The sequence below is a fragment of the Agarilytica rhodophyticola genome (genome assembly GCF_002157225.2).
GTDB classification, from domain to species: Bacteria; Pseudomonadota; Gammaproteobacteria; order Pseudomonadales; family Cellvibrionaceae; genus Agarilytica; species Agarilytica rhodophyticola.
In genome coordinates, this window is the sequence record NZ_CP020038.1 from 851,884 (window position 1) to 875,381 (window position 23,498).

Here is a 23,498-nt window from a genome sequence, read left to right on the forward strand (position 1 = left end):
CTTTGCTGAAGACTAATGGTTGATATCAGCAGTTAAAAATATTGTTACACAATATATTTTTGGAGCTTTTATGCCTAAATACGCACTTGAAGAATTTTTGCCGAATGCCAGTAGCCTTGTTTATGGTTGTATGGGGCTGGGGGGAGAGTGGCAGGAAAGTAATATCGCTGACAGTCATTATAAGCAGGCAAATGAAGTTATCGAAGTGGCATTGGAAGCTGGTATTAATGTCTTTGACCATGCTGATATTTATCGTCTAGGAAAGGCGGAAAAGGTTTTTGGTCGGGTGCTTAAAGAAAGGCCTTCACTACGGGATAAGATGTTCATTCAGTCTAAGTGTGGTATTCGCTTTCAGGACGATATTGGGCCCAAGCGTTACGATTTCTCCAAGCAATGGCTCGTTCAGTCCGTTGAGGGTTCACTTGCACGACTGGGAATTGAACAATTGGATATTTTATTGCTCCACCGACCAGACCCTTTGATGGAACCAGGGGAGGTGGCAGAGGCTTTTGAAGTATTGAGAGAGCAAGGCAAGGTGAAGTTTTTTGGTGTTTCAAATATGCATATACATCAAATTGCGTATCTGCAATCCTACTTGGATGCGCCCCTTATCGCCAATCAAATAGAAATTAGCTTGCAACAGCTGGCATGGCTCGATGAGGGGGTGATGGCAGGTAATCCTAAAGGCAGTGACCTCAATTTTACCAGTGGTACATTAGAGCATTGCCGCAAAAATGGCATTCAATTACAAGCCTGGGGAAGTTTATGCCAGGGATTATTCTCAGGGCGAGATATTACTAATGAGCCAGAGCATATTCAGACAACGGCATCTATGGTTGCATCTTTGGCCGATAAATATAATGTTAGCCTAGAGGCTTTGATACTTGCATGGTTAATGAAACATCCTGCCAATATCCAGCCCATTATCGGAACCACGAAAATAGATAGAATAACAGCCTGCTCACAATCATCATCAATCAATATTAGCCGCGAAGACTGGTACTCTCTTTATGTGAGTGCTCGTGGGGATGAGCTGCCCTAGTAGGGTGAATAGGCTTTAACCCTTTTCATTAGCCGCTTGCAGTGTTACATTATGTTTCATGTGTCTTAGGGCACACATTTCTTAAGAAGTGAGGACGACCTCACCGCTCTGCTCTATTACGGGGACGACCCCATAAGTTTACGGGTCTTTTTTGAGTAGAGAGGGTAGAGCATGTCTTGGTTTATTTTATTTATTGCCGGTGTTTTAGAAGCTGTCTGGCTATTCGGTATTCAAAAATCGGAAGCGTTTAGCAAATTTCCTTATGTGGTTTTGGCTCTTGTTGCTATGGCAACAAGCCTACTGTTATTTTCGATTTCGGTGCGGCACATTCCGGCAAGCCAGGCTTATATCGTGTGGTTAGCCATAGGTGCGATTTGTATTTCTTTTGTTGATCATTATTTTTTTAATCATCCTATCACTTGGCAGCAACTATTTTTTTGTTGTTTAATTTTTGTTGGTGTTGTTGGAATAAAACTATCTAAAGGGTAGCTCTAATTATGTCAGGCGAAACAGATTTAAATACATTAATTGCGTCCATGACGCCCCGATTATCTGATGAAGAATACGTATTTTGTTGTCTAAATACTTCTGACTTCGACTTTGTACAATCGCTACAGCCATTGGGTACTTTTTGTGAACAGGAAGGAACTACAGTGATTTTATCAAAGGCAAAAGCAGATGAATTTCAAATGCAATATTCCGGAGTTTTTAAGTGCATCACGCTAAGTATTCATTCTAGTCTCGATGCAGTAGGTTTAACTGCTGCTGTATCTTCACGGTTAGCAGTTTCAAATATTAGTGCGAATGTAGTTGCTGCTTTTTACCACGACCATATATTTATTGCTTCTAAAGATGCCGATAAAGCTTTGCACGAGCTTAGGTGCTTGGCGCAAGAAGGCATCTAGAGACTATTTATCTAGATCTTGTTAACAAGCCCAAGCAATAACATTAATCTTATTTGTGCAGCGACTCGTAGAAATATTTAAAAATCTACTTACAAGATCAGTATTTCTATGAGTGTGAGCTACCGTTTTATTTATGCACTATGTGTGTTAATTGTTATTTTTAATAGCGGCTGTGCGCAAAACTTTCCCCGCCCATTATCTCTATCAACACCATGCTGCTCCGATGGTTTAACTGGCCCGGAAATATTTAACAATACGTTTATAAAGCACGGTGGCAATAAATTAAAGCAACTCAATGATCTTAATGTAAGTATTGATGGGGATTGGAAATTTCTTATTACTCGTATTCAGCCACTGGTTACAGATCATCGTTATCGCGTTAGTTCAGAGGAGAGAATTTTGCCTAATGCAGGTGTTTATAGCGCATACTATCAAGGGCCTGCAGGGACTAAAAAAGTTATTCGCTCGTCAAATCAGACGCGAGTTTTTTATAATAATGAAGAAAATGTTGATGATGATGTATTGCAATCGACCGCATTAACAGCAGATTCTTTTTTTATTTTTTTACTCGGCCCACTGTCACTTGAATCCTTTAAAGATAATTTTGTTCGCTTAGAGGATAAGCAAGAAAATGGTAAGCGATATCACCGAATTTATACTTCTATGAAGCCTGGTATTGGTAACTCTGCGGGTGATGAACTGGTGTTATGGGTTGATTCTGAAACTCACTTAACGTATCGCGTCCATATTACACTAGAGGGTTACCGCACTACATTGGGCGCTCATGTGGATGTGAGCTATGACGCCTATGAACAAGTGGGCGATTATATCTTTGCGAGTGTTTTTCATGAAAGAGTACTCGGCCCCATTTCTATCGATGCTCATGCTTGGCGTCTTACTGGTATTGATATCAACCGAGGACTCAATTATCAGCACCTCAATCAACATCCGTGGTCATCGAAAGCTTCTGCCCCTGCCAAAGCGCACATAAAATAATAATAAAATAGTTTATGATTGCTGCTCTAAAAATTATGGGTGCTGGTGATGTTTAAACTTTGTCATGTTTTTCTTACTGTGGTTCTGATCAGCCTTTATGGCTGTAGTAACGATAATTCCGCAAATAATGATGCCACACAAGACGCCTCTGCCGATGCGGCTGTGGCGTCAAAAGTGTCGGAATCTACTGCTACTGAGCAAATTTTTCGAAGTAACGGTGCTGTGCAATGTGAAGGGGGGGGCGATGACTTAGCTACTACAGCTAAGATGTTGGAAGAGGCGGGTATCGCTGTCATCGACTCTAAATGCGGTTATATGACAGGAAGAATGATGCCGGCGCTATGTGGCTCTCCAACATCCAATATTAATATACATACTATTAAGCAAGAGGATCTTGCCAAATCTAAAGAATTAGGTTTCTGGCCAGTCATAGCGCTTATCGACCAGGCAAAGGGCCAAGGGTTTGAAGTTGCCGAGACTTGTGATTCCGATTCCAAAGAAGGTTAGCGCCAACTTTGTCATCCTTTGTTACCACTCTTGAAAGATGAAAAGTTTCATCCAAGAGTGGCTCAATAATTTAAGGGTCGTGCCGATTATTGGTAGATCCTAAGCAGATAGTTGCTGGTTAATAGACGCTAACTGCACGCACACGACAAATACGTCCATGGCTTGTTCTACTTGCTCGACTGTTGGTACAGTCGGTGCAATGCGAATATTGCAGTCTTCAGGGTCATTACCGTAAGGGAAGGTGGCACCTGCGGGTGTTAATTTCACACCGGCTTCTCCTGCTAATCTTACTACTTCTTTAGCGAGTCCTGGGCGAGTGTCAAAAGAGATAAAATAGCCACCTTCCGGAGACTCCCAACTGCCTAGATCATTGTCACCAAAGGCCTTATCAAGTTGCTTGAGTACGCATTCAAAACGAGGCTTAATAATACCGGCATGCTTTTGCATATGCTTAGTTAATGATTCTGGCTCGGCGAAGAACTTAACATGGCGCAACTGATTGACTTTGTCTGGACCGATGGTAATAAAACCTAGGGACTGTTTGATGCCCTTAAGGTTGTTGGCGCTGGCGCCGACAAAGGCCACACCAGAACCGGCGAAAGTCACTTTTGATGTGGAGGCAAACTGCAGAACACTGTCTTCTGTGCCAGCAGCAACGCAGGCCTCGTAAATATTAGCTAGTGTCTTGGGCTGCTCTACAAGATCGTGTATTGCATAAGCGTTATCCCAAAAAACGCGGAAATCTGGGTGGGCTGTTTTTCCCAGTTGGGCAATGCGCTTTACTACATCATCGCTGTATATGACGCCGGTTGGGTTAGAGTATTTGGGGACACACCACATGCCACGAATACTCTTATCTTGCGCTACCAGTGACTCTACCGCATCCATATCCGGTCCATTGGCATCCATAGGCACAGTGATCATCTTAATGCCTAGGTGCTGGCAAACACCGTAGTGTCTATCGTACCCCGGCACAGGACAAATAAAACTAACATCAGCGCTCTTGTTCCAAGCGGAATCACTACCATTAAGACCAAACTGATGAGCAATAGCCATCGTCTGGTGCATTAACGTAAGGCTGCTGTTGCCACCTGCAATAATATTTTCTGCCGGCATATCGAGGAATTGTGACCCTAGTTTACGGGCTTCAAGCAGACCATCTAAACCGCCATAATTGCGTACATCTACTCCGCTAGGGGAGGTGTATTCTGAGCCTAAAATACCGTCTAAGGCATCTGATAATTGAAGCTGTTCAGAGGAGGGTTTTCCGCGGGTAAGGTCTAAATTAAGGCCTTTCGCTTTGATGTCTTGGTAACGAGAAGTAAGTTCGGATTGCCATTGCTGAAGTTGACCGCTATCTGCGTTTGTAAGATTCAAAGTGGATTCCCCTTAAATATTCTATGGTGGTTGATCAAGTTTAAGATTATAACGTTTTTGAAGGCAAACTGGAGGGCTTAAATTCCTGTGACTAGGCTCTAGTCTAAAAATAAAAGATGAATCATGGCTTCTATGATAATATGCCGCGATTAAAAGACGTAAGCGAAAAAAATGAGTGCGCTAAATCAAAAACCGAGTGCGATAGAATCGTTTCAAGATATTACCAATAACTTATTGGACTTGGCTAAAATACCTGCTTTTTTGAGGGTTTTGCTCACCACAGATGGTACCGTAACAAAAAGTTTGGAAGCATTTTTTTGGGAACCTCTGATCGTTGAAACCATCTCACAGAATGAGACCGTTTTGGACGAGCCTGCGCCCTATATTGAGCGAGATACTGGAGATCGAGTTGTTGCCCGTAGTGTGCATTTAAGAGGTTTGCAGTCCAATAACATTTATGTCACTGCTAACTCTTTGATTTGCATTGATGTTCTCAATCCTCAATTTCAGGAAGATTTGAGGATGCAGCGTTTGGGGATTGGTGAATTACTGCGTGAATGTAATCTTGAAACCTATCGGCAAATCCTGGAAGTAGGGGAGGATAGACGCAAAGATGAGGTTTGGAGAACCTATCGTATTGTGACAGAGCACCATCCTTTTATACAAATAACAGAGCACTTTCCGCTCTCGCTTTATTAGAACACATGACGAGAAACATATGTCGCATCAAAATTATATAAAAACCATTGTTGAACAATCCATCAGCGTAAAACAGCATATACTTTCATCTGCTGAGCATTTAAATGCTATCGATGAAGTGGCGCAGTTATGTGTGGATGCATATAAAAACGGCAATAAAGTCTTGTTAGCGGGCAATGGTGGTAGTGCTGGAGATGCTCAGCACATTGCGGCGGAGCTCGTCGCGCGTTTCGAGTTTGACCGCCCTGGTTTACCTGCAATTGCTTTAACCACCGATACCTCGATGCTGACGGCAATTGGTAACGACTACGGCTATGACAAGGTGTTTAGTCGCCAATTAGAAGCGAATGCTGTAAGTGGCGATGTTTTTATTGGTATTAGCACATCAGGTAATTCCAAAAATATCCTAGAAGCCTTTGATAGTGCTAAAAGCAAAGGTGTTGTCTGTGTTGGTCTTTGTGGTCAGGGCGGTAAGATTCTGCAAGTGGCGGATCATGTACTAAGTGTGCCATCCGATTGCACTGCTCGCATCCAAGAGAGCCATATCATGATTGGCCATATCTTATGTGGCATTATTGAAAAGACTATGTTTGAGTAAAGATTCGGGGCTAGCTACTGGCCCCTCCATATTTTTCTGCTGTTACCATCCTTGCTTGTGACTAAAGCATTGTGTAGTCAAAATTATAATACTATTTGGCTATAACAATTCATTGCTCTACCGCTGACATCTATCTTTAAAAATCTAGTGGCACTGGAAACACTGCTATACTTTTAACTGTTGCTTTTGCTCCTTACATTTACTGCCTAGAGTTAGTTTTTCGGATGAGTCATATCAAGCGTATTTCAACAGAGCATCTCGAAATTGGTATGTACATTACAACGGAGACTAAAGGTGTTGCAGATGGAAAAATGCAAAATGAAGGCTTTATTCAGCGCCAAGATACGCTTGACAAACTTCGAGAGAAGAACTTAAAAGAGTTCTTTATTGATGTTAGCAAAGGCAAAGACTCTCGTTTCGCTCATCCTATCTTATCCAATAATGTGTCATTCAAACCACGTCTAACTTTAAAGGTTGAGCGTGAAAAAGCTGAGCGCGTTTATGGTGAAGCCCGAGGCATGGTTGAGGATTTATTAAATGATGTCAAAATGGGCAAGGCCATTGATGTGGCACCTGTCAATGAATTAGCAGATGATATTAATAACTCCATACTTAATAACCCTAATGCTCTGCAGTGTCTAAGCCAAATTAGAGAGAAAGACAGATATTTATTAGAGCACTCTGTTAACGTGGGTATCCTAATGAGTATTTTTTCAACTTATCTGGGCTTTGATAAAAATACAGTAAAAGAATTGACTACGGGTGGGCTTTTACATGATATTGGTAAGATACGTGTGCCTTCTGAAATACTAAATAAGGCGGGCAAACTGACTGATGATGAATGGGTCGAAATGAAACGTCATGTGGTTTATGGTCAAGAGGTATTAATTAAGTCCGAAGGTATTAGCGATATTGCTAAGTCTATTTGTGGTCTTCACCATGAACGTTTAGATGGTACTGGCTATCCAATGGGGATTGATGAATCAAAGATCGATGTCTATGGGCGCATGGCTGCCATTGTGGATGTCTATGATGCAGTGACGGCATCCCGTTGCTACCATGAGGGGATGGCGCCTTTTAAAGCAATGAAATTGCTGGTGTCTATGACTGAGTCCCATCTCGATAAAACACTAGTTTACAGTTTTATTCGGTGCATGAGTGTTTACCCTGTTGGTACTGTGATAGAACTGAGTAATGGCAAATTGGGCGTGGTTATTGAGCCCAACTTAGAGCTTTCAAATAAACCTATTGTCCGTATTTTTTATAATATGAAAAGCCGCCATTATGAACAGTGTCGCATCCTAAATTTAGCGACATCGAAGCTCGACATTGAAATTGTGAAAACTTGGCATCCGGATGAATTGGATATCTGTATTCACAATTTCTTGTAACTGCTTTTATTAAAACTATCAGAGCTAAAGCTCAAAACGTAACGATATTGCACCATTGATACCCGGTTGGGTGAAGCGTGCGGGCGCATCATTACCGATTGCCAGTGTATCTGCCCATCTTATATAAGATTTATCGCTGATATTAAAAACACCTATGTTGATACGTAGCTTCTCACTTATGGTTAGATGTGCAAGTAAGTCTACAACGCCATAGCCGCTGGATGGCAGTCTGCCACTTTGACTATCAATATCGTCATTATCTTTTGCTTCCACTAAAGTATTGATAACACTTACACCCCAGCGATCAGTGGGAGAGTTATAGTTCACACCAACGTTTGCAGTTATAGGTTCAATACTGTTTAGTGGTTCACCGGTGTTGTCATCTTCGCCGCTCGCGTAGGCGATGGCTGCTTGTAACGAAAAGCCCGACAATAGGCTTGACCCTGTCTCAAAATAATAACGACCACTTAATTCTGCTCCTTCAATTGTTACATCTGCGCGATTGATTGACTGGAAGGTTAGTAAATTATCAGCAGGGTCAACACCGTTTGAAGTGACAAATTGTGGGGCAATCGCTAATGATTCAATAAAATTTTCATAATCATTTTTAAAAATTGCTAGATGCAAATTGTTGTTTTCGTTTTCTATACGCATTCCAATCTCAATACCTTGGCTTTCTTCTGACACTAAGTCGCTGTTAGATATGGTTTTATAGCCGCCCAATAAATTAGTAAAGCCTACATTGACATCATCGTAAGGTGGTGCTCTGAATCCTTCACTATACCTAGCATAAATGGAATAGATTTGCGTGATGTTATAGACGATACCAAATTTACTTGTTAGATCCGAGTCACTGTAGTTTTCTGGTGGTGATATACCTGGGTTGCCGGTCAAATAAATTTCATCTGCTCGCACATTAGCATCATAGTGATCGTAACGGATACTCGGTGAAAGTAGTAAACGATTGTTTAACAAGCTAATTTCGTCCTGTAGAAAAAATGCAACTTGAGTAACTTCTGTAAGCGGAAAATCTCGCGTAGGTAATGGTAGGAATTCTGGTAGTTGTGCACCGGTGGCTCTATCGAAGGTACCGCCATTTCGAGATGTATCATTATCTGTTTGATAGTAATCGAGACCATAAGTGAAAAAGTGCATCGCGCTTTTACTGTTAAACTCTTTTCCTAATTGCACAAAGGCCCCTTGAATATCTTGCTCGAAGCGTGAACTGCGCAGCCTTATTTGATTGCCTCTTGCGCTACTGCGTTGTTCCGTGGTGAGTTGTTCTGATTCACTACTTTGCTTATATACTGTTGTTGTTAAACTATCTAGCAGTGTTAAATCGCCTTTGTATGTATAAGACAATGAATAACGTGATCTTGTACGTTCGTCTTCAGCATCTTGTTGATCCGTGGTTACACCAAAATTAACGATACCGCCATTTGAGAGGACACTTGTATCTGTTTGGTTATCATAATTTTCTAATGACAGAAGTAAGCTATGTTGCTCTCCTGGTGAATAGGAAAATTTTACCACGGCGTTTTGGTTGTCTATATCTTGCGGATCAGGACGCTCACGATTTAGCCCGATACCACCAACTCCTCCCTGATTTTCTAACTCCTCAATCGTTCTTTGGTTGTACAGTAGTAATCCAGCAAAGTCTTGGCTTCCTGCTGCAAGCGCTAAGCGCGCTGCGGTACCATTATCGGCAGAGGTATGAGCCAGTTTAAATCCCGCATATGTGTTTTGGTCTTTACCCAAATAGTCTTCTGGCTTTTTCGTTGTAAGTGCAACCACACCTCCTAAAGCATCACTGCCATAGAGAGAAGATATAGGGCCGCGCGCTACCTCGGCGCGGCCGAGGCTATCAATGTCGATAAAATTTCGACGGGCACTTAAAAAAGGTCCAAAAGAAAACTCTTCCGGCACTCTAATGCCGTCTACCAGGGTTAGCACCCTGTTGCCGCCGATACCGCGAATATTAAATCCGGTGAAGCCGAAGCGGCTACCAGAGCCGGAACCAGAAACTCCCGGTGTAAAGCGGAATAAATTCTCCAAGTTTTGAGCTAACTCTTTTTCAATTTGCTCGGCAGTTTTGACGTCAATGGTGGCTGCTATTTCGGGTATGGCACGTTCTGTTCTCGTGCCTACTACGACAATTCTTTCTTCTAACTTCTTCTCCATATCCAAAGAGTTTGATGTATCAGCTAAGGCATAGGTTGATACTGCTGCCAGAGAGAGCAAGGTAAGACATATTTTTTTAGATATCATGATGGGTTTCTTGATTTTGCGAATGATAATGATTAGCATTATCATAATATTATATATTTTACTGATAACTGCAAGTGCTTAGGATGTAAATGCTATTTGAAGAATTGCCTGATCTGTAAATTGGCAAAATGAAGTAAAAATAAGTGAATGACATTGAGAAGCGACAGGACATTTTATTATGTATAAAAACTTAACTTGTATTAGCGGTGTGCTTGCTGTGATGTTACTCAGCGCCTGTACACAAAGCTCGTATATTTCCCAATCGCCAGATCAAAAAGAGTCGCCGGACAAAAAACAAGAGTTAAAGTCCCCCTCTTATTCTTTTGTGGCGAATGACAACTTCGAAAAAATTGTGACTGCATCCACAAAACGTGAAAAAGATCGCGCTGCAATTTTGGCGATGCAAGGCGAGCATAAGGTAAGTTTTGATTTTCAAGAAACAGTTGTACTAAAGGCTGGCTATGAACGTAAGCCGGCCAAGCATTCCGGCGGGTTTGAGACAGTTATTCTCATTGAAGAAAGTCCCTCACTTATTGTTTTACAGCACATTTTAGTTGTTGGTGATGGCCATGTCGTGAAACATTGGCGCCAGGACTGGCACTTTGAAGCAAAACAGAGATTTGAATTTGTTGCCGATCAAACTTGGGAAAGAAAACTTATTTCGAGCAATAAACACAAAGGTATGTGGACTCAATGTGTGTATGAAGTTTCTGATGCTCCCCGCTATTGTGGAACTGGTAAATGGAACCATCGCTACGGTGTTTCAACGTGGACAAGCGACCGTACTTGGCGTCCTTTGCCAAGGCGTGAATATACAACACGTGATGACTACAACGCGCTAAACGTTGAGAACCGCCACACCGTGACCCCAATGGGATGGACGCACGAGCAGGATAATACGAAAACTGTCCGTGAGGGCAGTGAAACAAAAACAACCTTGGTGCGTGAATTTGGTTTTAATAACTACCAGCGTGTAGATGGAGTCGATTTTTCGCCTGCTTATGATTATTGGGAAAAAACTTCGGCCTATTGGCAGAGTGTGCGAACGGCATGGAGCCAACGTTTTGCAAACAACGATCGAGTAATTTTAAAAACGCAAGTAGATGGAATGCCAATTATAGAAGCAACATTTGGGCATGCCGAAGCGATAGAAAACGGATCATCATCTCCGGGTAAAAGTGAAATCAATGAAGTTCTAAATAAATGGGTAACAACGACGTTTAATTGAAAACCATTAGTATTTTTATTTGGGGTGATTTATGCTAAATGCTGCACAGTTATCACAGCTAGTTGATCCTGTTATTTTTCGCGCGCAGGCTAGTTCTCACGCGTCGACTTCAGGTTTTGTTGATCAGGCAGCTTACAGTGTATTAAGTAAGCTAGGTGTTGAGTGTAACAAAACATTATCGCAAAATACTTGGAAGCAGCGCAGCACCACGCTTAAGCATTGGCAGTGGATCGATAGACAAATTTTATCTTTTTTCGAGCGGTATACTGACGGTGTAGGTTTAGAGGTAAATGCTGGGCTAAGTACACGCTTCCACCGTTTATCACAATCTACAGACTGGCCGCAATTTTCCTGGCAAGTTATTAACGACCATGATGTAAATGATTTGTTGGAAAAGATATTTCCTATATTGGATAACCATACGAGATCAGTATGTAAAACTCCAGTATATGACTGGTATCAATGTGTCAATTGGGATGACGATAAACCTAAGATAGTTGTTTGTCATGAAAACCAAACGTTGAAATCATGGCATGAATTTGAAGTGTTAAGTTCGTCTATTTTTAAGTATTTAAATAAAAAAACACCGACAATCGATATTGTCTTATCACATCAAATTTCTGATCTGGAAGAAAAAATAGCACAAAGCCATTACCCTCTTTCTATTGTTTCTTCTTGTCCTAATAACACTCTGCACAACAATGACAAGCTAGGTTTATTGGCAAAGATAAGTGGGCAGTTTAAAACAAATAATAAGATATATACGAATCATATAATTTTCTATCGATAATAAAATTAAAGTTCAAAGGGCGTATTTATGAAATACAAGTACTTTTGTCAGTCTCATGCCGATCGTATGATTGAATGTGAAGGTATCGCAATGCGAGCTTGGACAGATACCATGAGAAGAGGTATGAAGGCGTACATTGAGTGTAGAAGCGAGACAGCTTATGTGTATCTCCACTCATCTATGGAAATTGGCTTACTGCGTTACAAATGTAAGAAAAATCAGTTTTTTAATAACACACATATTATAAAACCCCTAGAGTTCCTTATCGAACTCCTGCTAGTAGAAAATAATTTTAACGAAGCAATTGTTTTATTATCAAAAATGTCTAATGCAATAAATGATTCCTCCGATAGATCAATTGAAGAATTTGATAATGTATATGAGCGTTATTACAAACGCATCGAGACATGTGAAAAACAGTATTTTAGTGATGCTAAGTATAATACTGAAAAGCATATTCCCCACAGCTTTCAGCATGAGAATATCTCGTGTGTACATTGAAAAGAATGATATAGAAGTTTGAATACAAGTGCTTTTCGGTTGTATGTATTTTGGACATTTACTGCAGTGCAGCTATTATTTTAGCCGACTCCCGTTTGTTGCTTGGCTATGATAGCTTTCGAGTAAACTTTAGAGGGCGGTTGAAATATGTACGCCCTTCCTTTCTATTTATCATATAAATTCTTTACTATCCCCATATTAAGTATTATATTGGTGCCATGCCTAGGCGTATATCTGCGCCATTTTATATGCTGGGCGCTAACATCGACAATACAATAATATGATGTGAATGAATTTTATGAGTTCCCCATTCTATGGACTATTCTTTATGCTAGATAAATTAATTGAAGATAGTTGACGGAAATACAGCGAGGCAGACGCTGCTCCAGTGCTCAGTAATAGATAAACGTATTGCTTGTTAGTAGTTGTTTAGAGATTACTTATTTAGTGGTTATTTAGAGAATAGGCGCTACCGCATTGGGCTTCTGGAAGAATAACTGGTCTATTGTTTTGTAAGTCGTGTTTAATTTAGAAATAGATGTTAACGGTATATAGCAAAAAGTAGACATAGTGCTTTGATCGTATCTATTTATTTTATTACAACTAATCGGTTTTATTACAGCTAATCAGTTATTGCGATTAATCAGCTCAGTACATGATGTATACGTAAATGGAGGCAGTGTGCAAATTTTCGTTTTTATATTTATCACAGCCATAATTGGGTTATTAACTTATCTTCAATGCCGTAAGGCTGATACTGGGGATCAGGGATCTGGACACGACTATTTCCTGGCTAACGGTGGCCTGAGTTGGTATTTTGTAGCTGGTTCCATAACCCTTACAAACCTATCTACTGATCAGCTGGTAGGGATGAACGGCAATCAGATGTTGCTTTTGGCTTGGTGGGAACTCGCTGCCGTATGTGGCTTGATTATTTTAGCCTTTGTTTTTCTACCGATATATTATAACAACAATTGTACAACTACCACTGAATTGCTGCAGCGCAAATATAATGATAAACATATTCGGGCATTAATCTCTGCGCTTTTTTTGTTAGGTAATATCTTTATCTTTTTGCCCGCTGTTTTGTATGGTGGCTCACTATTCTTACTGTCCATGTTTGATTTGGATATTCCCCTCATGGTTGTTGCTGTCTCACTTGCTATTGTCGGTGCAACATATGCTATTTTGGGAGGGTTGCGAGCTGTCGCTGTATCAGATACTTATAGTGGCGTTTTGATATTATCCCTTGCTCTTTTGGTCGTGTTTCTTGCATTAAAAGCCATTGATTTTGATTTCAGTGGTATTCCTGCAGAACGCCTGACAATGATTGGTGATAACGACTCGCCCATACCTTGGCATACTCTTCTGACAGGAATGATCTTTATTCAAACTTTTTATTGGAGTACAAACCAAACCATCACTCAGAGGGCGATGGCTGCACCTACATTAAAAGAAGCGCGCAAAGGCGTTCTAGCTGCTGCTGGAATTCGTTTAATGATTGTTCCTGTTATCGTTACTGTTCCGGGAATTGTAGCGTTTAAATTATATGGAGATATTAATGATGAAGCCTATGGACGTCTGGTTGGTGACGTATTGCCTGGCTGGTTATCTGGTGCCTTTGCTGCGGCAATTGCCGCGGCAGCATTGACAAGTTTTAATAGTATTCTTAACGCTTCAGCGGCGTTGTATGTTTGTGATTTGCATGAGTGTTACGTTCGTAAAGTCAATAATATTCCTAAGTTAAGTAGCATCGTTTCTTGTATTATGACGTTGTTGGCTATTCTTTTAGTTCCTGTTTTTGCTACACAGGAAAGTGTGATTAATACTGTACAACAACTCTTTGGTCTGCTTTCTATGCCAATATTATCTGCTTTTGTTGTTGGTTTGGCTTTTAAAGGGGTCGAAGCTCGTGCGGCGATAGCGGCTGTGGTCGCTGGTGTTGCTTTATATGCTTTTTTAAGTTTTGTTTGGACGCCCGTTCATTATATTCATGCGATGTTTATTACTTTAATATTTTGTATTGCTTTTTCACTTCTGATTAATCGTTTATTAGGAAATAGGGCAACGCTGGTTATCGGTGAAAAGACGTAAAAATGTTATTTTGTGAGTACCTCTATTAATAGGCCGCAATTGCGGCCTTTTTTATTCTGTAGTATTTACCTTCAATTTTACCTAAAGGTGCATAGATATGAGAGATATACAAAGAGTAATTTTATTTTTCTTGCCTATTTACCTATTACTAAGTATTTTTTTAAAGAGTGCTTTTGCTCAAAAGGTAGCTGAAAGTCACCAAGGCAATAACAATAATGTGGTTGCCAATATATGGGAGCTTACTTCTCCTGATAATTCAATTATTTTTTACGTACGTCAAAGGTCTAACGGCGCTTTACAATACAGCGTGAGACGCAATAGCGACATATCTATTTTAGGGTGGTCGAGTTTAGGCTTTGTAAGCTCAACCATCGATCAAAGAAAGCCAGATAAACCTGTTATTTCAGACTTTACTAACGCCCTTACTTTCATTGAAGAGAATCGTAGTAAAGTTACTGATAAATATACGATGTTAACAGGTAAACGTCGTGATAATTATGCCCAGGCTAACCAACTTTTACTCACCTTTAAAGATGATGAAAGTGGTAAAAAAATGCGTTTGGATATCCGGCTTTTTAATGAGGGTTTCGGTTTTCGTTATGTTTTGTTAGATAAAAGCTCACTGATGACATGGCTTATTGATGAGGTAACAAGTTTCAATGTTGGTCTTGATGGTACTCATTGGGGGCAGGCTTACGATATTGCAGATACTTGGCGACCTGCTTATGAAACGCCTTATAAAAATGCTACCCCCAGTGGTACATCGATTAAAAATACAGACAAAGAAACTGGCTGGGGATTTCCATCATTATTTAAAACTAAGGGCCAACAATGGTTGTTGCTTCATGAAAGCAATATTGGTTTAGGTGATCACGGCGTTCATTTGGCGGCGGATGCTAAGGATGGTATTTATAAAGTAGCGTTTCCCTTAGCAGAGAGTGCAATGGGTTTCGGGCGCAATATTGCAGTCTCTAAAACACCGTGGAAAATGCCTTGGCGGCTTGGCATTATTAGCGCCAGTCTTGCAGGAATCATTGAAAGTAATCTTGTTTTTCACCTAAGTGATCCGTCTAAAATATCCAATGTGGAGTGGATTCGTCCAGGTATATCTTCTTGGAGTTGGTGGTCTGATCACGCTAGCTCTCGTAACTTATCGGCTTTAAAAGACTTTATTGATCTATCCGCCTATATTGGATGGCCCTATTCCCTAGTCGACGCTAACTGGAATACGATTGGCGATCATGCTATGGAAGAATTAGCCGCCTATGGGAAAAAGCGTAATGTAGATTTATTTTTTTGGTACAACTCTGGTGGTCGACATAACTTTGTAAGTGAAGAACCGCGCAACATCATGAGCGATAGTCGGCGACGTAATGCCGAGTTTGCCAAGCTTAAAAGGTTGGGAATAAAAGGCATAAAAGTGGATTTTTTCCAAAGTGATAAACAGGAAATCATGAATCAATATCTACATATTCTGCGTGATGCAGCGGAACATGAAATCATGGTGGTATTTCACGGTAGCACCGTGCCACGGGGCTGGGAGCGTACCTGGCCTAATCTGATGAGTATGGAATCTGTACGAGGAGCAGAGTTTTATACATTCTCATCGTTGCCTGATTATGGCGAGTTGGCAGCTTATCAGAATACTATTTTACCTTTTACACGCAATGTTATTGGTTCGATGGACTATACGCCGGTGGCTTATACGCCACAAAGAGTAAAGAGGCGCACTACTAATGGGCATGAAACTGCGTTGTCGGTGATTTTTGAATCAGGAATCCAGCATATCGCGGATTCATCCAAAAGCCTTAGGGCCTTGCCACAAGCTTACCGAGATTTCTTTCGACAGCTGCCTTCAGCCTGGGATGAGACCCGTTTTTTGTCAGGCTACCCTGGCCGCGATGTAGTCATGGCTAGACGAAGAGGGGAGCGTTGGTTTGTCGCTGGCATTAATGGTGAAGCACATAAAAAAAGTAGGGTATTGGATCTGTCTTTTATTAAGAGTAAAGCTAATTGTGCATTGCTGTTGCATGACGGCAACAGTAATGGTGAATTTTTATTCGCTAACAAAATCATCAGCGACCTGTCTAAAGTTCCTATCGAAATGGAAAAATTTGGCGGTTTCACTTTAGCCTTTAATTTGTGTAGATAGTAGTCTAAGCCAGCTAATTTTTTAGCGCCTGGATAGCTGTATGAGAGGAATTGTTGATGCCATCCATAGAGTATAATCAGACCTCGACACAGTTAAGGTACGCTAACCTGAGTTTATGCCTGCCTTGATATTTTGTATTCAGTGCTATAAGAATAGTCAAAGAGTATTGTGCCTACTTAGGGGGGGTGAGGTGTGCAATAGCCCCTCATTTCTATGGCACAAGGATCAAAGATACAATAAGATGTGCGCACCAGCGATTGTAACAAAATTTTACTGATTTACGTGCATGATGGAAGAGATTGGGGTTACTTTTTGCTTGTCATGGGAGTAGTGTGTGGCATCGCCAGCAAACGTTAATACATTTTTAGGGCTTACGGTTTATGAATTTTTGTATAGTTATCCTGCTATTCTTGTTTTTCTCTGGACAATCTTTTGCAGAAGAAAAAGCAGTAGTAAATGAAATTTATGAGTCACCATTTGCCGATCAGGCGCCAATTCTAGATGGCGAGCTGAGTGATCCTGCTTGGGAGAAAGCAAAATGGAAAAGCCTAGATAAACTTATGCTAGGAACACAGCCAGATGAGAATGATTTTAGTGCGCGCTATAAAGTGGTGTGGACCGAAGAGCATCTGTATCTAATTGCGGAAATCGTGGACGATGTGCTCCACGATAGTCACCCTAACCCTCTAGAGCAATATTGGAATGACGATACACTTGAAATTTTCTTAGACGAAGATAAAAGTGGCGGCAATCACCTATATAACTACAATGCCTTCGCATACCACATTGCATTGGACAACCAAGCGATTGACGTTGGGCCATTTCTAACAGAAGAGGATCAAAAAGCCGGTAAGTCGAATATTAAGGCGTTTCCAGACCATGTAAAAAGTATCTGGAAGCGAAGTATTACCGAGCCAAGTAAAATCTTGTGGGAAGTGCAGATAACTGTATATCAAGGGGACAATAAGGATGTTGAGCCGAGCATGATAAAACCGATTAAGCTCAGTAAAGGAAAGGAAATGGGACTTATGGTTGCTTATTGTGATAGCGATTACGGTAATGCTCGTGAGCATTTTATGGGGGATGTTGAGATTGAGCCTATTAATGGCGATAAGAATCTTGGGTTTATCGATGCAAGCGTTTTTGGAACAGTTAAACTTGTTAAGTAAATTGAAACTCTGTTGGTAATAGGCCCAAAGCCGAATTTTGCATTTGCTAATGTGAAAACTCTGGGCCTATAAAACTATTAATCTTCAGATATCTTTTTGTTGAATATCCCAGCCATCAGCTGTACAAAAAGCGCAATTATTACCTTCGAAGAGATTTGCTAGGCTACTATCCCCTTTCAATAAATATAAGAACCATGCCGTTGTAATACCACGGAAGTCTCCGAAGTCACCGCTTGGCTCAGAATGACCCGCGCCATTCAATGTCGCCCAGAATACAGGAACATTTGCCCGGTTGAATACGGGTTCTTGATTTGAGCGAGGAGCGGCAATAAAATCAGAGCTACCTGAAAGAAGCAACATTGGCCCTCTTTGTTGTCTTTGTGATGAAGAGTTATGACCTAAACCTATTGTGAATGCAGCCATCGGAGCAGTCGCATCAATTCGTGAGTCCCGTCCAGCCATAATTGATCCGCCACCACCTTGAGAATGGCCTGAAGTTCCAACTTTAGAAAAGTCGAGAAAGCTTCTTAAACTAGAAGTTTCTAACCAATCGAGACATCCAATCATCGCTGAACCAGTGCCAGCATTAGTTGTATTTGCCGCAGCAACTACAAAACCCCAGGAAGCGAGATGAGTTAATCCTCCATCATAGCTATCTGGGCGATTGCCCGTGCCGTTGCCCCATAGAACGATTGGGTGATTTCCGGTTAGCGTTCGCGGACGATAGATAGTGCAATTTGATCCACCGCTCTCAGTTATAGTCGTACTGGGGCCTGCTACAGCATAGTCAGCTGCAGGGTCGTCAGCATTACCGCCCCCGCCGACTGCCATTGCAGAGCTGGATAACATGAAACTGGCAACAAATGCGAAAGCATGTGCCACGATCGTTCGAGATACTAATTTTCTCATGAAGGATCACCTTTTAGGTTTTTAGTTAGCATCATTTTTGTGAGTTGATGCTTTAAATTGAATATGAAAAATCAAATGATTTCTGATTCTGACCTTCGCGTCATCCGATCAAAAAGATAGACCTAATTTGATTTCGTTGATATGTATTGCGCGCGATAATTTTAGTAAGCGTTAGAATATTTTGGCTATGACACGACTTGCCTGTTTTTAAGCTGAATGGAATCTCATGTCATTTTATATGGAGAGTTGATAATATGGCGCCCATATCAAAACTAAATGAATAAATAGTATTTTATTGTGTAACACTAAATGCATATAATAAATTCATTGCTCAAAAACTTGCATCATTGATAATGTATAACCATAAAAAAATACTATTAAGATAAGTCGTGTAAGGTTGTAAAATGAACCTGCGGGAATATTTTATGTATATAAGAAAATATTTGATGAGGTTTCACAGTCTATTAAGTATTGTAATATTAATAATTTTTAGTTTGGCGATAGTGCGTTCAATTATTCAAGATACTAATAAATCTGTGAATGCTGATTATAAAATCTTGTTTTTTCCTGTATTTAATAATGAGGTTCGTTTTGGTATTATCGAGGCCGCGCTTTCTAAAATAAAATTAGATTTACATGGAGAGCTAGAGCTCAATGCTAAGTCTGAATCTTCATTAAGTAAAGCAGAAGCATCGCTTCCTGAGAATATTTCAAAAAAATCCCTTGATAGAGTAAGCTTTTTAATCACTAAGAGCTTTGTAGGGGTAAAGGGTGAGCTGTTGGCGGATGTATTTCTCAAATATCACAAATATAAAAATGCTGAGAGAAAAACTATATCTCGTTACTCTGATGAAAAGACCCTTATAGAAGAGCGTCGACAACTGGATGAAAAATCATATTTACAAAAAAAATACCTAGGTCATCAATTATCTCGCAAACTATTTGGTAAGCAAAATGAATTTGCCAAATTATTTTTAAAAATGCGGATCGCTGAGAGTAATAATGATCTTTCTGATGATGAAAGAAAAACAGAGATGCTTCGATTGCAGAAGGAAATTAATGATCTAATGCAAGAGTCGTCATGAATTACAATAGGGTATATTTAAGTTGTTTATCCTTTAGGCTTAGGTCTGTACTGGCGATGATATCCGGCTTGTTAGTTGGGCTACCTTTTCTTTTTCCAAATTTATTTATACTGTCTTGGTTTGGCTTTGTTCCGTTATTATTTGCATTGCATAAGACTAATATTATAAAAGCTTATGTCCTAGGCTTGTTGTGCGGTCTGTCAGCTAGTGTCTGCGCTGTATATTGGATTGAGGAATTTATTTTTCACCTAAAGGGATACGAAAAATTTACTAGAATACTGTTATCTATTGCATTCTGGTTGTATTCAGCTCATATAATAGCTGCTGTAACAATTGTTTTTAACCTAATGAGAAAAGTAAAAAAAGTATCTGATTTTTTAGCTTTTCCTGTCATTGTTTGTATTGTATTCTCAGTTTTCCCTTTATTATTCTCTATTCAATTAGGGGCTAGCCAAAGTCATTTTCTCGTTGCTCTTCAAGCAATCGATTTAACTGGTGTCTATGGGTTGGATTTTATTATTGCGCTGACCAATGTAATAATTTATAAAATTTGTTTACGGACACAAGAAAAAGGAATAGTAATATGTGCTACCATGATGGTGACCTTTTGGTTGGGTTACGGTATGTTTTCACTATCGAAATACCAAACACTAGAGAGACAATGGACGACCCAGAAAATTGGTATAGTTCAACCTAATGAGGCGCCAAGTATCAATGTGCCACCACCGGCTATCAATTATTCCCACGCTTTTTCTCCAAAATTAACTCTGACACAGAGCCTCGCCCATGAAGATGTCGTTGCTGTGATATGGCCCGAATCTAGATTTCAAGGGTATTTCAGAGATCATCATGTTAAGACAGCATTTCAATATTATATAAAAGATTTTGATACTCATTTAATTTTTCAAGATATTGAAAAAAGCAGGCTGGATGGGGTGTTCAAAAAATATAATAGTTCAGTTTTTATAAATAATGACGGCGTTGAGCAAGGGCATTACCGGAAACGAAAACTGGTTCCTATTGGGGAATCTCTACCACTTTTTTCCGAAAATAAAGCAGTGAGAAAAGTCGTTAAAAAATATTTTGGTGATTTTTTTAGTGACTATAGTGAGGGGGTAGAAAGTGTAAACTATCGTATCAATGATACTTTGTTCTTTCCATTTGTTTGTTATGAAATTATGTTTCCACGACTGGTAGCTAAAACCTTATCCGAGGGGTCATCAGAAGCTAAAATACTCGTTACACAGTCTAATAACACTTGGTTTGGTGATTCTCATCAACCTTATCAACACTTGTATGCATCAGTATTACGTAGTGTTGAAAATCGAACACCTATGGTTCACGCTCTTAACAACGGGCCTTCTGCAGTAGTTATGCCTAGTGGTGAAATAATATTTCAATCTACCTACAACCAAGCTGCAGCCTATATTGTTGATGTGCCCATAGGAAAAACTACTTTAAGTTTTTTTAGTTCATACCCCAACCTATTTATGAACGCCATTTATATACTATTTTCATGCTTAGTTCTTTACTCTGTTTTTGTTACCAGACGGCTTGGTTTCAACAGATCCTAACGTACTATTTAAGATTAGCGTAGCGCCGTACTTTCTCAATAACATCTCTCTCGAAATGTTGTTCAAGTAGAGCCGCAATTTGTTTTTGCTCTTGGTTTTCACCAAGGTTTGCATCCAGAATATGTTGTTTTTCCTGTAGGAATTGATCGTAGCGTGACTTAAAGTTTGGGTCGTCGAAGTGATAGGCGACCTTATCTAACTCGTATTTTTGGCTAAGTAGCTTTTGTTGTTTTATTCTTGATTCCTTATCCAATTCAATGTCTGATTGTATGACCATCGATTCTATAGTATAACGATTATTTATCTCATCGAGTCCATAAAGCTTGTCGGCAACTTCATAACCGAGATTTGCTCTTCTGATCGCGGTAATCTGTTCAAAGTTATTAAGCATATCATTTAAGTCGCTAGCTTGGTGGGTCGCCATAAAATCTTTTTCTTCTATCCGATAGTCATAATAGTCTCTAACAATCTTGGCTGCTTGTTCTCCCGCGACTCCTGAAATTCCTAGCTGAATATACTCTCCCAGTTCTACCAGTTCCGACTCTGTCAAATCGAAAGAAACATGCATAAATGCTGATTCAAGCAAATCTTTGGCATTATGATCGACAACAACGTTACCGTTGCTATCTATTGAAACTCTGCTCAAGGCATTGAAGATATATTCGATGTCAAAGCGAAAGGGTGTTTCTGAATTATTTTTTTCTCTAATTTTTTCGCGTACTTGGGGATTAATGGCAATTGATTCGGAGGCGTTGACATCGCCCGTAGTGGTCGTCGTCAAGCTATGTTGAGTCTTGTTGTTAATAGAAACATTATTTTCTTGGTTCATCCAGATAAACATCACCAAACCGAAAACTAGCAGAGTCCCTAAAATAATATAGATTGAAGGAATTTTTTGTGTTTTCATGGGTTTGGACCTTATTTGGCTGTAATCAAGTTATCTGGCTTGTCAATCTGAATATTCAAGGGGTATCTTTTTTGTGCGTTTTTTTACATTGGACAGGCCTTTTTTGTAAGGTTAACAGACTTATCTCTGATAGAACTAATAACTGTACCACTCCAATTCTTAATTGATCTACGTAAGCTAGATACACTGGAAAACCCCATCAAGTTAGCAATTTCTTCTGTACTTAAGTGAGAGCTTTTTAGATGCCGTGATGCCATATCCATTCTTACTTCGTGATAAAGCTGACGAAACGATGTTTGTTCATGGGCAAGCCGCCGAGTTAAGGATCTGGGGGTTATGTTCAAGTGTTCCGCAACACTTTCCACAGTAACTGAATTATGATAGTTAAAATAATTAGCTGCAATAATACGACACACTTTTGTGGCAAAACGAACTTTCATACCCGAATTTTGCAGCTCTTCCTCGCACTGCTGAATAACTCTTAAAAAAGTTGGTCTACGAAGCTCTCTCCATGGTTGTACGATAAATTCTTCTGATGCAGATATTGAAGAATGTTTACAGCCGAACCTAAGAGAGGTGCAAGGTAATTTTTTGTAAAGATGAATATACTCTGGTTCTTCATATTCAAGACAAACATGTATTCTGGTATCGCTAACAGATTTGTTGCCACATAGATCTATCAATCGTAAAGTTATTGCGAGCTGAAATTCAATTTCAAACTTGTAAAGTTCTCTATCGTTTTCAGTTGGGCCGAAAGTAAGAATAGGATCTACAATTGTCTTGGAGGTATCATAAAAATAACGCCGCTCTTGCAGGTGCTGTTCATAATAAGGCTGCGCAAGAGTGAGAAAATGAAAATAAGCATGGAACGCATCTTTTAATGAGGGACTGCAGTAGACAACCGTACCAACTGTACCATGGTAACTCCAATCAATGTGTCCTCCAATGAGCAAGCCTATTCCAGGAAGCTGACATTCTTTTATACCATTTTTTATAAGCCTATTTAATTGAGAATAAGAAATCTTTATCCCCCTCTTGGCTAACATATTTTTATTTATTCCTGTCTCTTTCAATAAAGAGTTAAGTGATGCGCCAAAATGAGTAAATGATTCGATAAAACCGAGCGGGTGGAGTTGGAGTGGAATAACTTTTAAACTCATATCCATAATGTTGCCTTTGAATAGTTTTGCTGTGAGAATAAAGTTAAATATGTAAGCTATAGCTTTATATGCTTTTGTATATCAAAGTTTTATCTTCCAACTTTAGTGCCACTATATAACTTCAAGAATAGAGGTTTATAGTACCT

The 23,498-nt window shown here is 39.9% G+C and carries 21 protein-coding genes; 16 read left to right on the forward strand and 5 right to left on the reverse strand.

Annotated features, from left to right (window positions below; translation table 11 throughout):
- Positions 1 to 70 precede the first annotated feature (70 nt).
- From BVC89_RS03615 to BVC89_RS03635, 5 genes are all read left to right on the forward strand, one after another.
- Complete coding sequence (locus tag BVC89_RS03615; protein ID WP_086934495.1) at positions 71 to 1,042, forward strand: aldo/keto reductase; 972 nt, start codon at positions 71 to 73, stop codon at positions 1,040 to 1,042.
- 171 nt (positions 1,043 to 1,213) lie between these two features.
- Positions 1,214 to 1,531: a DMT family transporter gene (locus BVC89_RS03620; RefSeq protein ID WP_086929897.1), complete on the forward strand. Its 318-nt coding sequence runs from the start codon at positions 1,214 to 1,216 to the stop codon at positions 1,529 to 1,531.
- Between the two features lie 8 nt (positions 1,532 to 1,539).
- Positions 1,540 to 1,947: an ACT domain-containing protein gene (locus BVC89_RS03625; RefSeq protein WP_086929898.1), complete on the forward strand. Its 408-nt coding sequence runs from the start codon at positions 1,540 to 1,542 to the stop codon at positions 1,945 to 1,947.
- A 108-nt stretch (positions 1,948 to 2,055) separates the two neighbouring features.
- A complete protein-coding gene (locus tag BVC89_RS03630) occupies positions 2,056 to 2,943 on the forward strand; it encodes a hypothetical protein (protein WP_086929899.1) in 888 nt (295 codons plus the stop codon).
- Positions 2,944 to 2,991: 48 nt separating this feature from the next.
- Positions 2,992 to 3,450: a hypothetical protein gene (locus BVC89_RS03635; protein WP_086929900.1), complete on the forward strand. Its 459-nt coding sequence runs from the start codon at positions 2,992 to 2,994 to the stop codon at positions 3,448 to 3,450.
- Between the two features lie 99 nt (positions 3,451 to 3,549).
- Here the strand turns inward: BVC89_RS03635 and BVC89_RS03640 are convergent, their stop codons facing one another.
- Complete coding sequence (locus BVC89_RS03640) at positions 3,550 to 4,827, reverse strand: aspartate aminotransferase type Ic (protein WP_086929901.1); 1,278 nt, start codon at positions 4,825 to 4,827, stop codon at positions 3,550 to 3,552.
- Positions 4,828 to 4,998: 171 nt separating this feature from the next.
- On the opposite strand from BVC89_RS03640, the gene BVC89_RS03645 reads away from it, so the two are divergent.
- The 3 genes from BVC89_RS03645 (at position 4,999) to BVC89_RS03655 (ending at position 7,515) form a co-directional block, all read left to right on the forward strand.
- Positions 4,999 to 5,526, forward strand: coding sequence for a chorismate--pyruvate lyase family protein (locus BVC89_RS03645; protein ID WP_086929902.1), 528 nt, complete (start codon positions 4,999 to 5,001; stop codon positions 5,524 to 5,526).
- A 19-nt stretch (positions 5,527 to 5,545) separates the two neighbouring features.
- Complete coding sequence (locus BVC89_RS03650; protein WP_086929903.1) at positions 5,546 to 6,124, forward strand: D-sedoheptulose-7-phosphate isomerase; 579 nt, start codon at positions 5,546 to 5,548, stop codon at positions 6,122 to 6,124.
- Between the two features lie 224 nt (positions 6,125 to 6,348).
- Positions 6,349 to 7,515 (forward strand): cyclic di-GMP phosphodiesterase, encoded by a 1,167-nt coding sequence (locus tag BVC89_RS03655; RefSeq protein ID WP_086929904.1) that lies wholly within the window; start codon positions 6,349 to 6,351, stop codon positions 7,513 to 7,515.
- A 24-nt stretch (positions 7,516 to 7,539) separates the two neighbouring features.
- Here the strand turns inward: BVC89_RS03655 and BVC89_RS03660 are convergent, their stop codons facing one another.
- A complete protein-coding gene (locus BVC89_RS03660) occupies positions 7,540 to 9,783 on the reverse strand; it encodes a TonB-dependent hemoglobin/transferrin/lactoferrin family receptor (protein ID WP_158657768.1) in 2,244 nt (747 codons plus the stop codon).
- A 178-nt stretch (positions 9,784 to 9,961) separates the two neighbouring features.
- Here BVC89_RS03660 and BVC89_RS03665 point away from each other — a divergent pair, with 178 nt between their 5' ends.
- The 6 genes from BVC89_RS03665 to BVC89_RS03690 all read left to right on the forward strand — a co-directional run bounded on the left by BVC89_RS03665 (position 9,962) and on the right by BVC89_RS03690 (position 17,717).
- Positions 9,962 to 11,011, forward strand: a complete 1,050-nt coding sequence (locus tag BVC89_RS03665; protein ID WP_086929906.1) for a DUF6607 family protein — start codon at positions 9,962 to 9,964, stop codon at positions 11,009 to 11,011.
- Between the two features lie 31 nt (positions 11,012 to 11,042).
- Entirely contained in the window at positions 11,043 to 11,801 is a 759-nt protein-coding gene (locus BVC89_RS03670; RefSeq protein WP_086929907.1) for a hypothetical protein, read from the forward strand.
- A gap of 27 nt (positions 11,802 to 11,828) precedes the next feature.
- On the forward strand, positions 11,829 to 12,302 hold the full coding sequence (locus tag BVC89_RS03675; RefSeq protein ID WP_086929908.1) for a hypothetical protein: 474 nt from the start codon (positions 11,829 to 11,831) through the stop codon (positions 12,300 to 12,302).
- 681 nt (positions 12,303 to 12,983) lie between these two features.
- The gene (locus BVC89_RS03680) at positions 12,984 to 14,396 is read left to right on the forward strand and encodes a sodium:solute symporter family transporter (RefSeq protein WP_245929330.1); all 1,413 of its coding nucleotides are present in this window, start codon (positions 12,984 to 12,986) and stop codon (positions 14,394 to 14,396) included.
- A gap of 97 nt (positions 14,397 to 14,493) precedes the next feature.
- On the forward strand, positions 14,494 to 16,548 hold the full coding sequence (locus BVC89_RS03685; RefSeq protein ID WP_086929909.1) for a glycoside hydrolase family 97 protein: 2,055 nt from the start codon (positions 14,494 to 14,496) through the stop codon (positions 16,546 to 16,548).
- 380 nt (positions 16,549 to 16,928) lie between these two features.
- Positions 16,929 to 17,717 (forward strand): sugar-binding protein, encoded by a 789-nt coding sequence (locus BVC89_RS03690; RefSeq protein ID WP_086929910.1) that lies wholly within the window; start codon positions 16,929 to 16,931, stop codon positions 17,715 to 17,717.
- A gap of 84 nt (positions 17,718 to 17,801) precedes the next feature.
- Here the strand turns inward: BVC89_RS03690 and BVC89_RS03695 are convergent, their stop codons facing one another.
- Entirely contained in the window at positions 17,802 to 18,626 is an 825-nt protein-coding gene (locus BVC89_RS03695; protein ID WP_216825085.1) for a poly(ethylene terephthalate) hydrolase family protein, read from the reverse strand.
- A 404-nt stretch (positions 18,627 to 19,030) separates the two neighbouring features.
- On the opposite strand from BVC89_RS03695, the gene BVC89_RS03700 reads away from it, so the two are divergent.
- Both BVC89_RS03700 and lnt read left to right on the forward strand, forming a co-directional pair.
- The gene (locus tag BVC89_RS03700; protein ID WP_158657769.1) at positions 19,031 to 19,711 is read left to right on the forward strand and encodes a hypothetical protein; all 681 of its coding nucleotides are present in this window, start codon (positions 19,031 to 19,033) and stop codon (positions 19,709 to 19,711) included.
- A 56-nt stretch (positions 19,712 to 19,767) separates the two neighbouring features.
- On the forward strand, positions 19,768 to 21,285 hold the full coding sequence (gene lnt, locus BVC89_RS03705; RefSeq protein ID WP_158657770.1) for an apolipoprotein N-acyltransferase: 1,518 nt from the start codon (positions 19,768 to 19,770) through the stop codon (positions 21,283 to 21,285).
- A 4-nt stretch (positions 21,286 to 21,289) separates the two neighbouring features.
- On the opposite strand, the gene BVC89_RS03710 is transcribed toward lnt, so the two are convergent.
- Entirely contained in the window at positions 21,290 to 22,192 is a 903-nt protein-coding gene (locus tag BVC89_RS03710; RefSeq protein WP_086929913.1) for a lipase secretion chaperone, read from the reverse strand.
- 83 nt (positions 22,193 to 22,275) lie between these two features.
- The gene (locus BVC89_RS03715; protein ID WP_086929914.1) at positions 22,276 to 23,358 is read right to left on the reverse strand and encodes an AraC family transcriptional regulator; all 1,083 of its coding nucleotides are present in this window, start codon (positions 23,356 to 23,358) and stop codon (positions 22,276 to 22,278) included.
- Positions 23,359 to 23,498 lie beyond the last annotated feature (140 nt).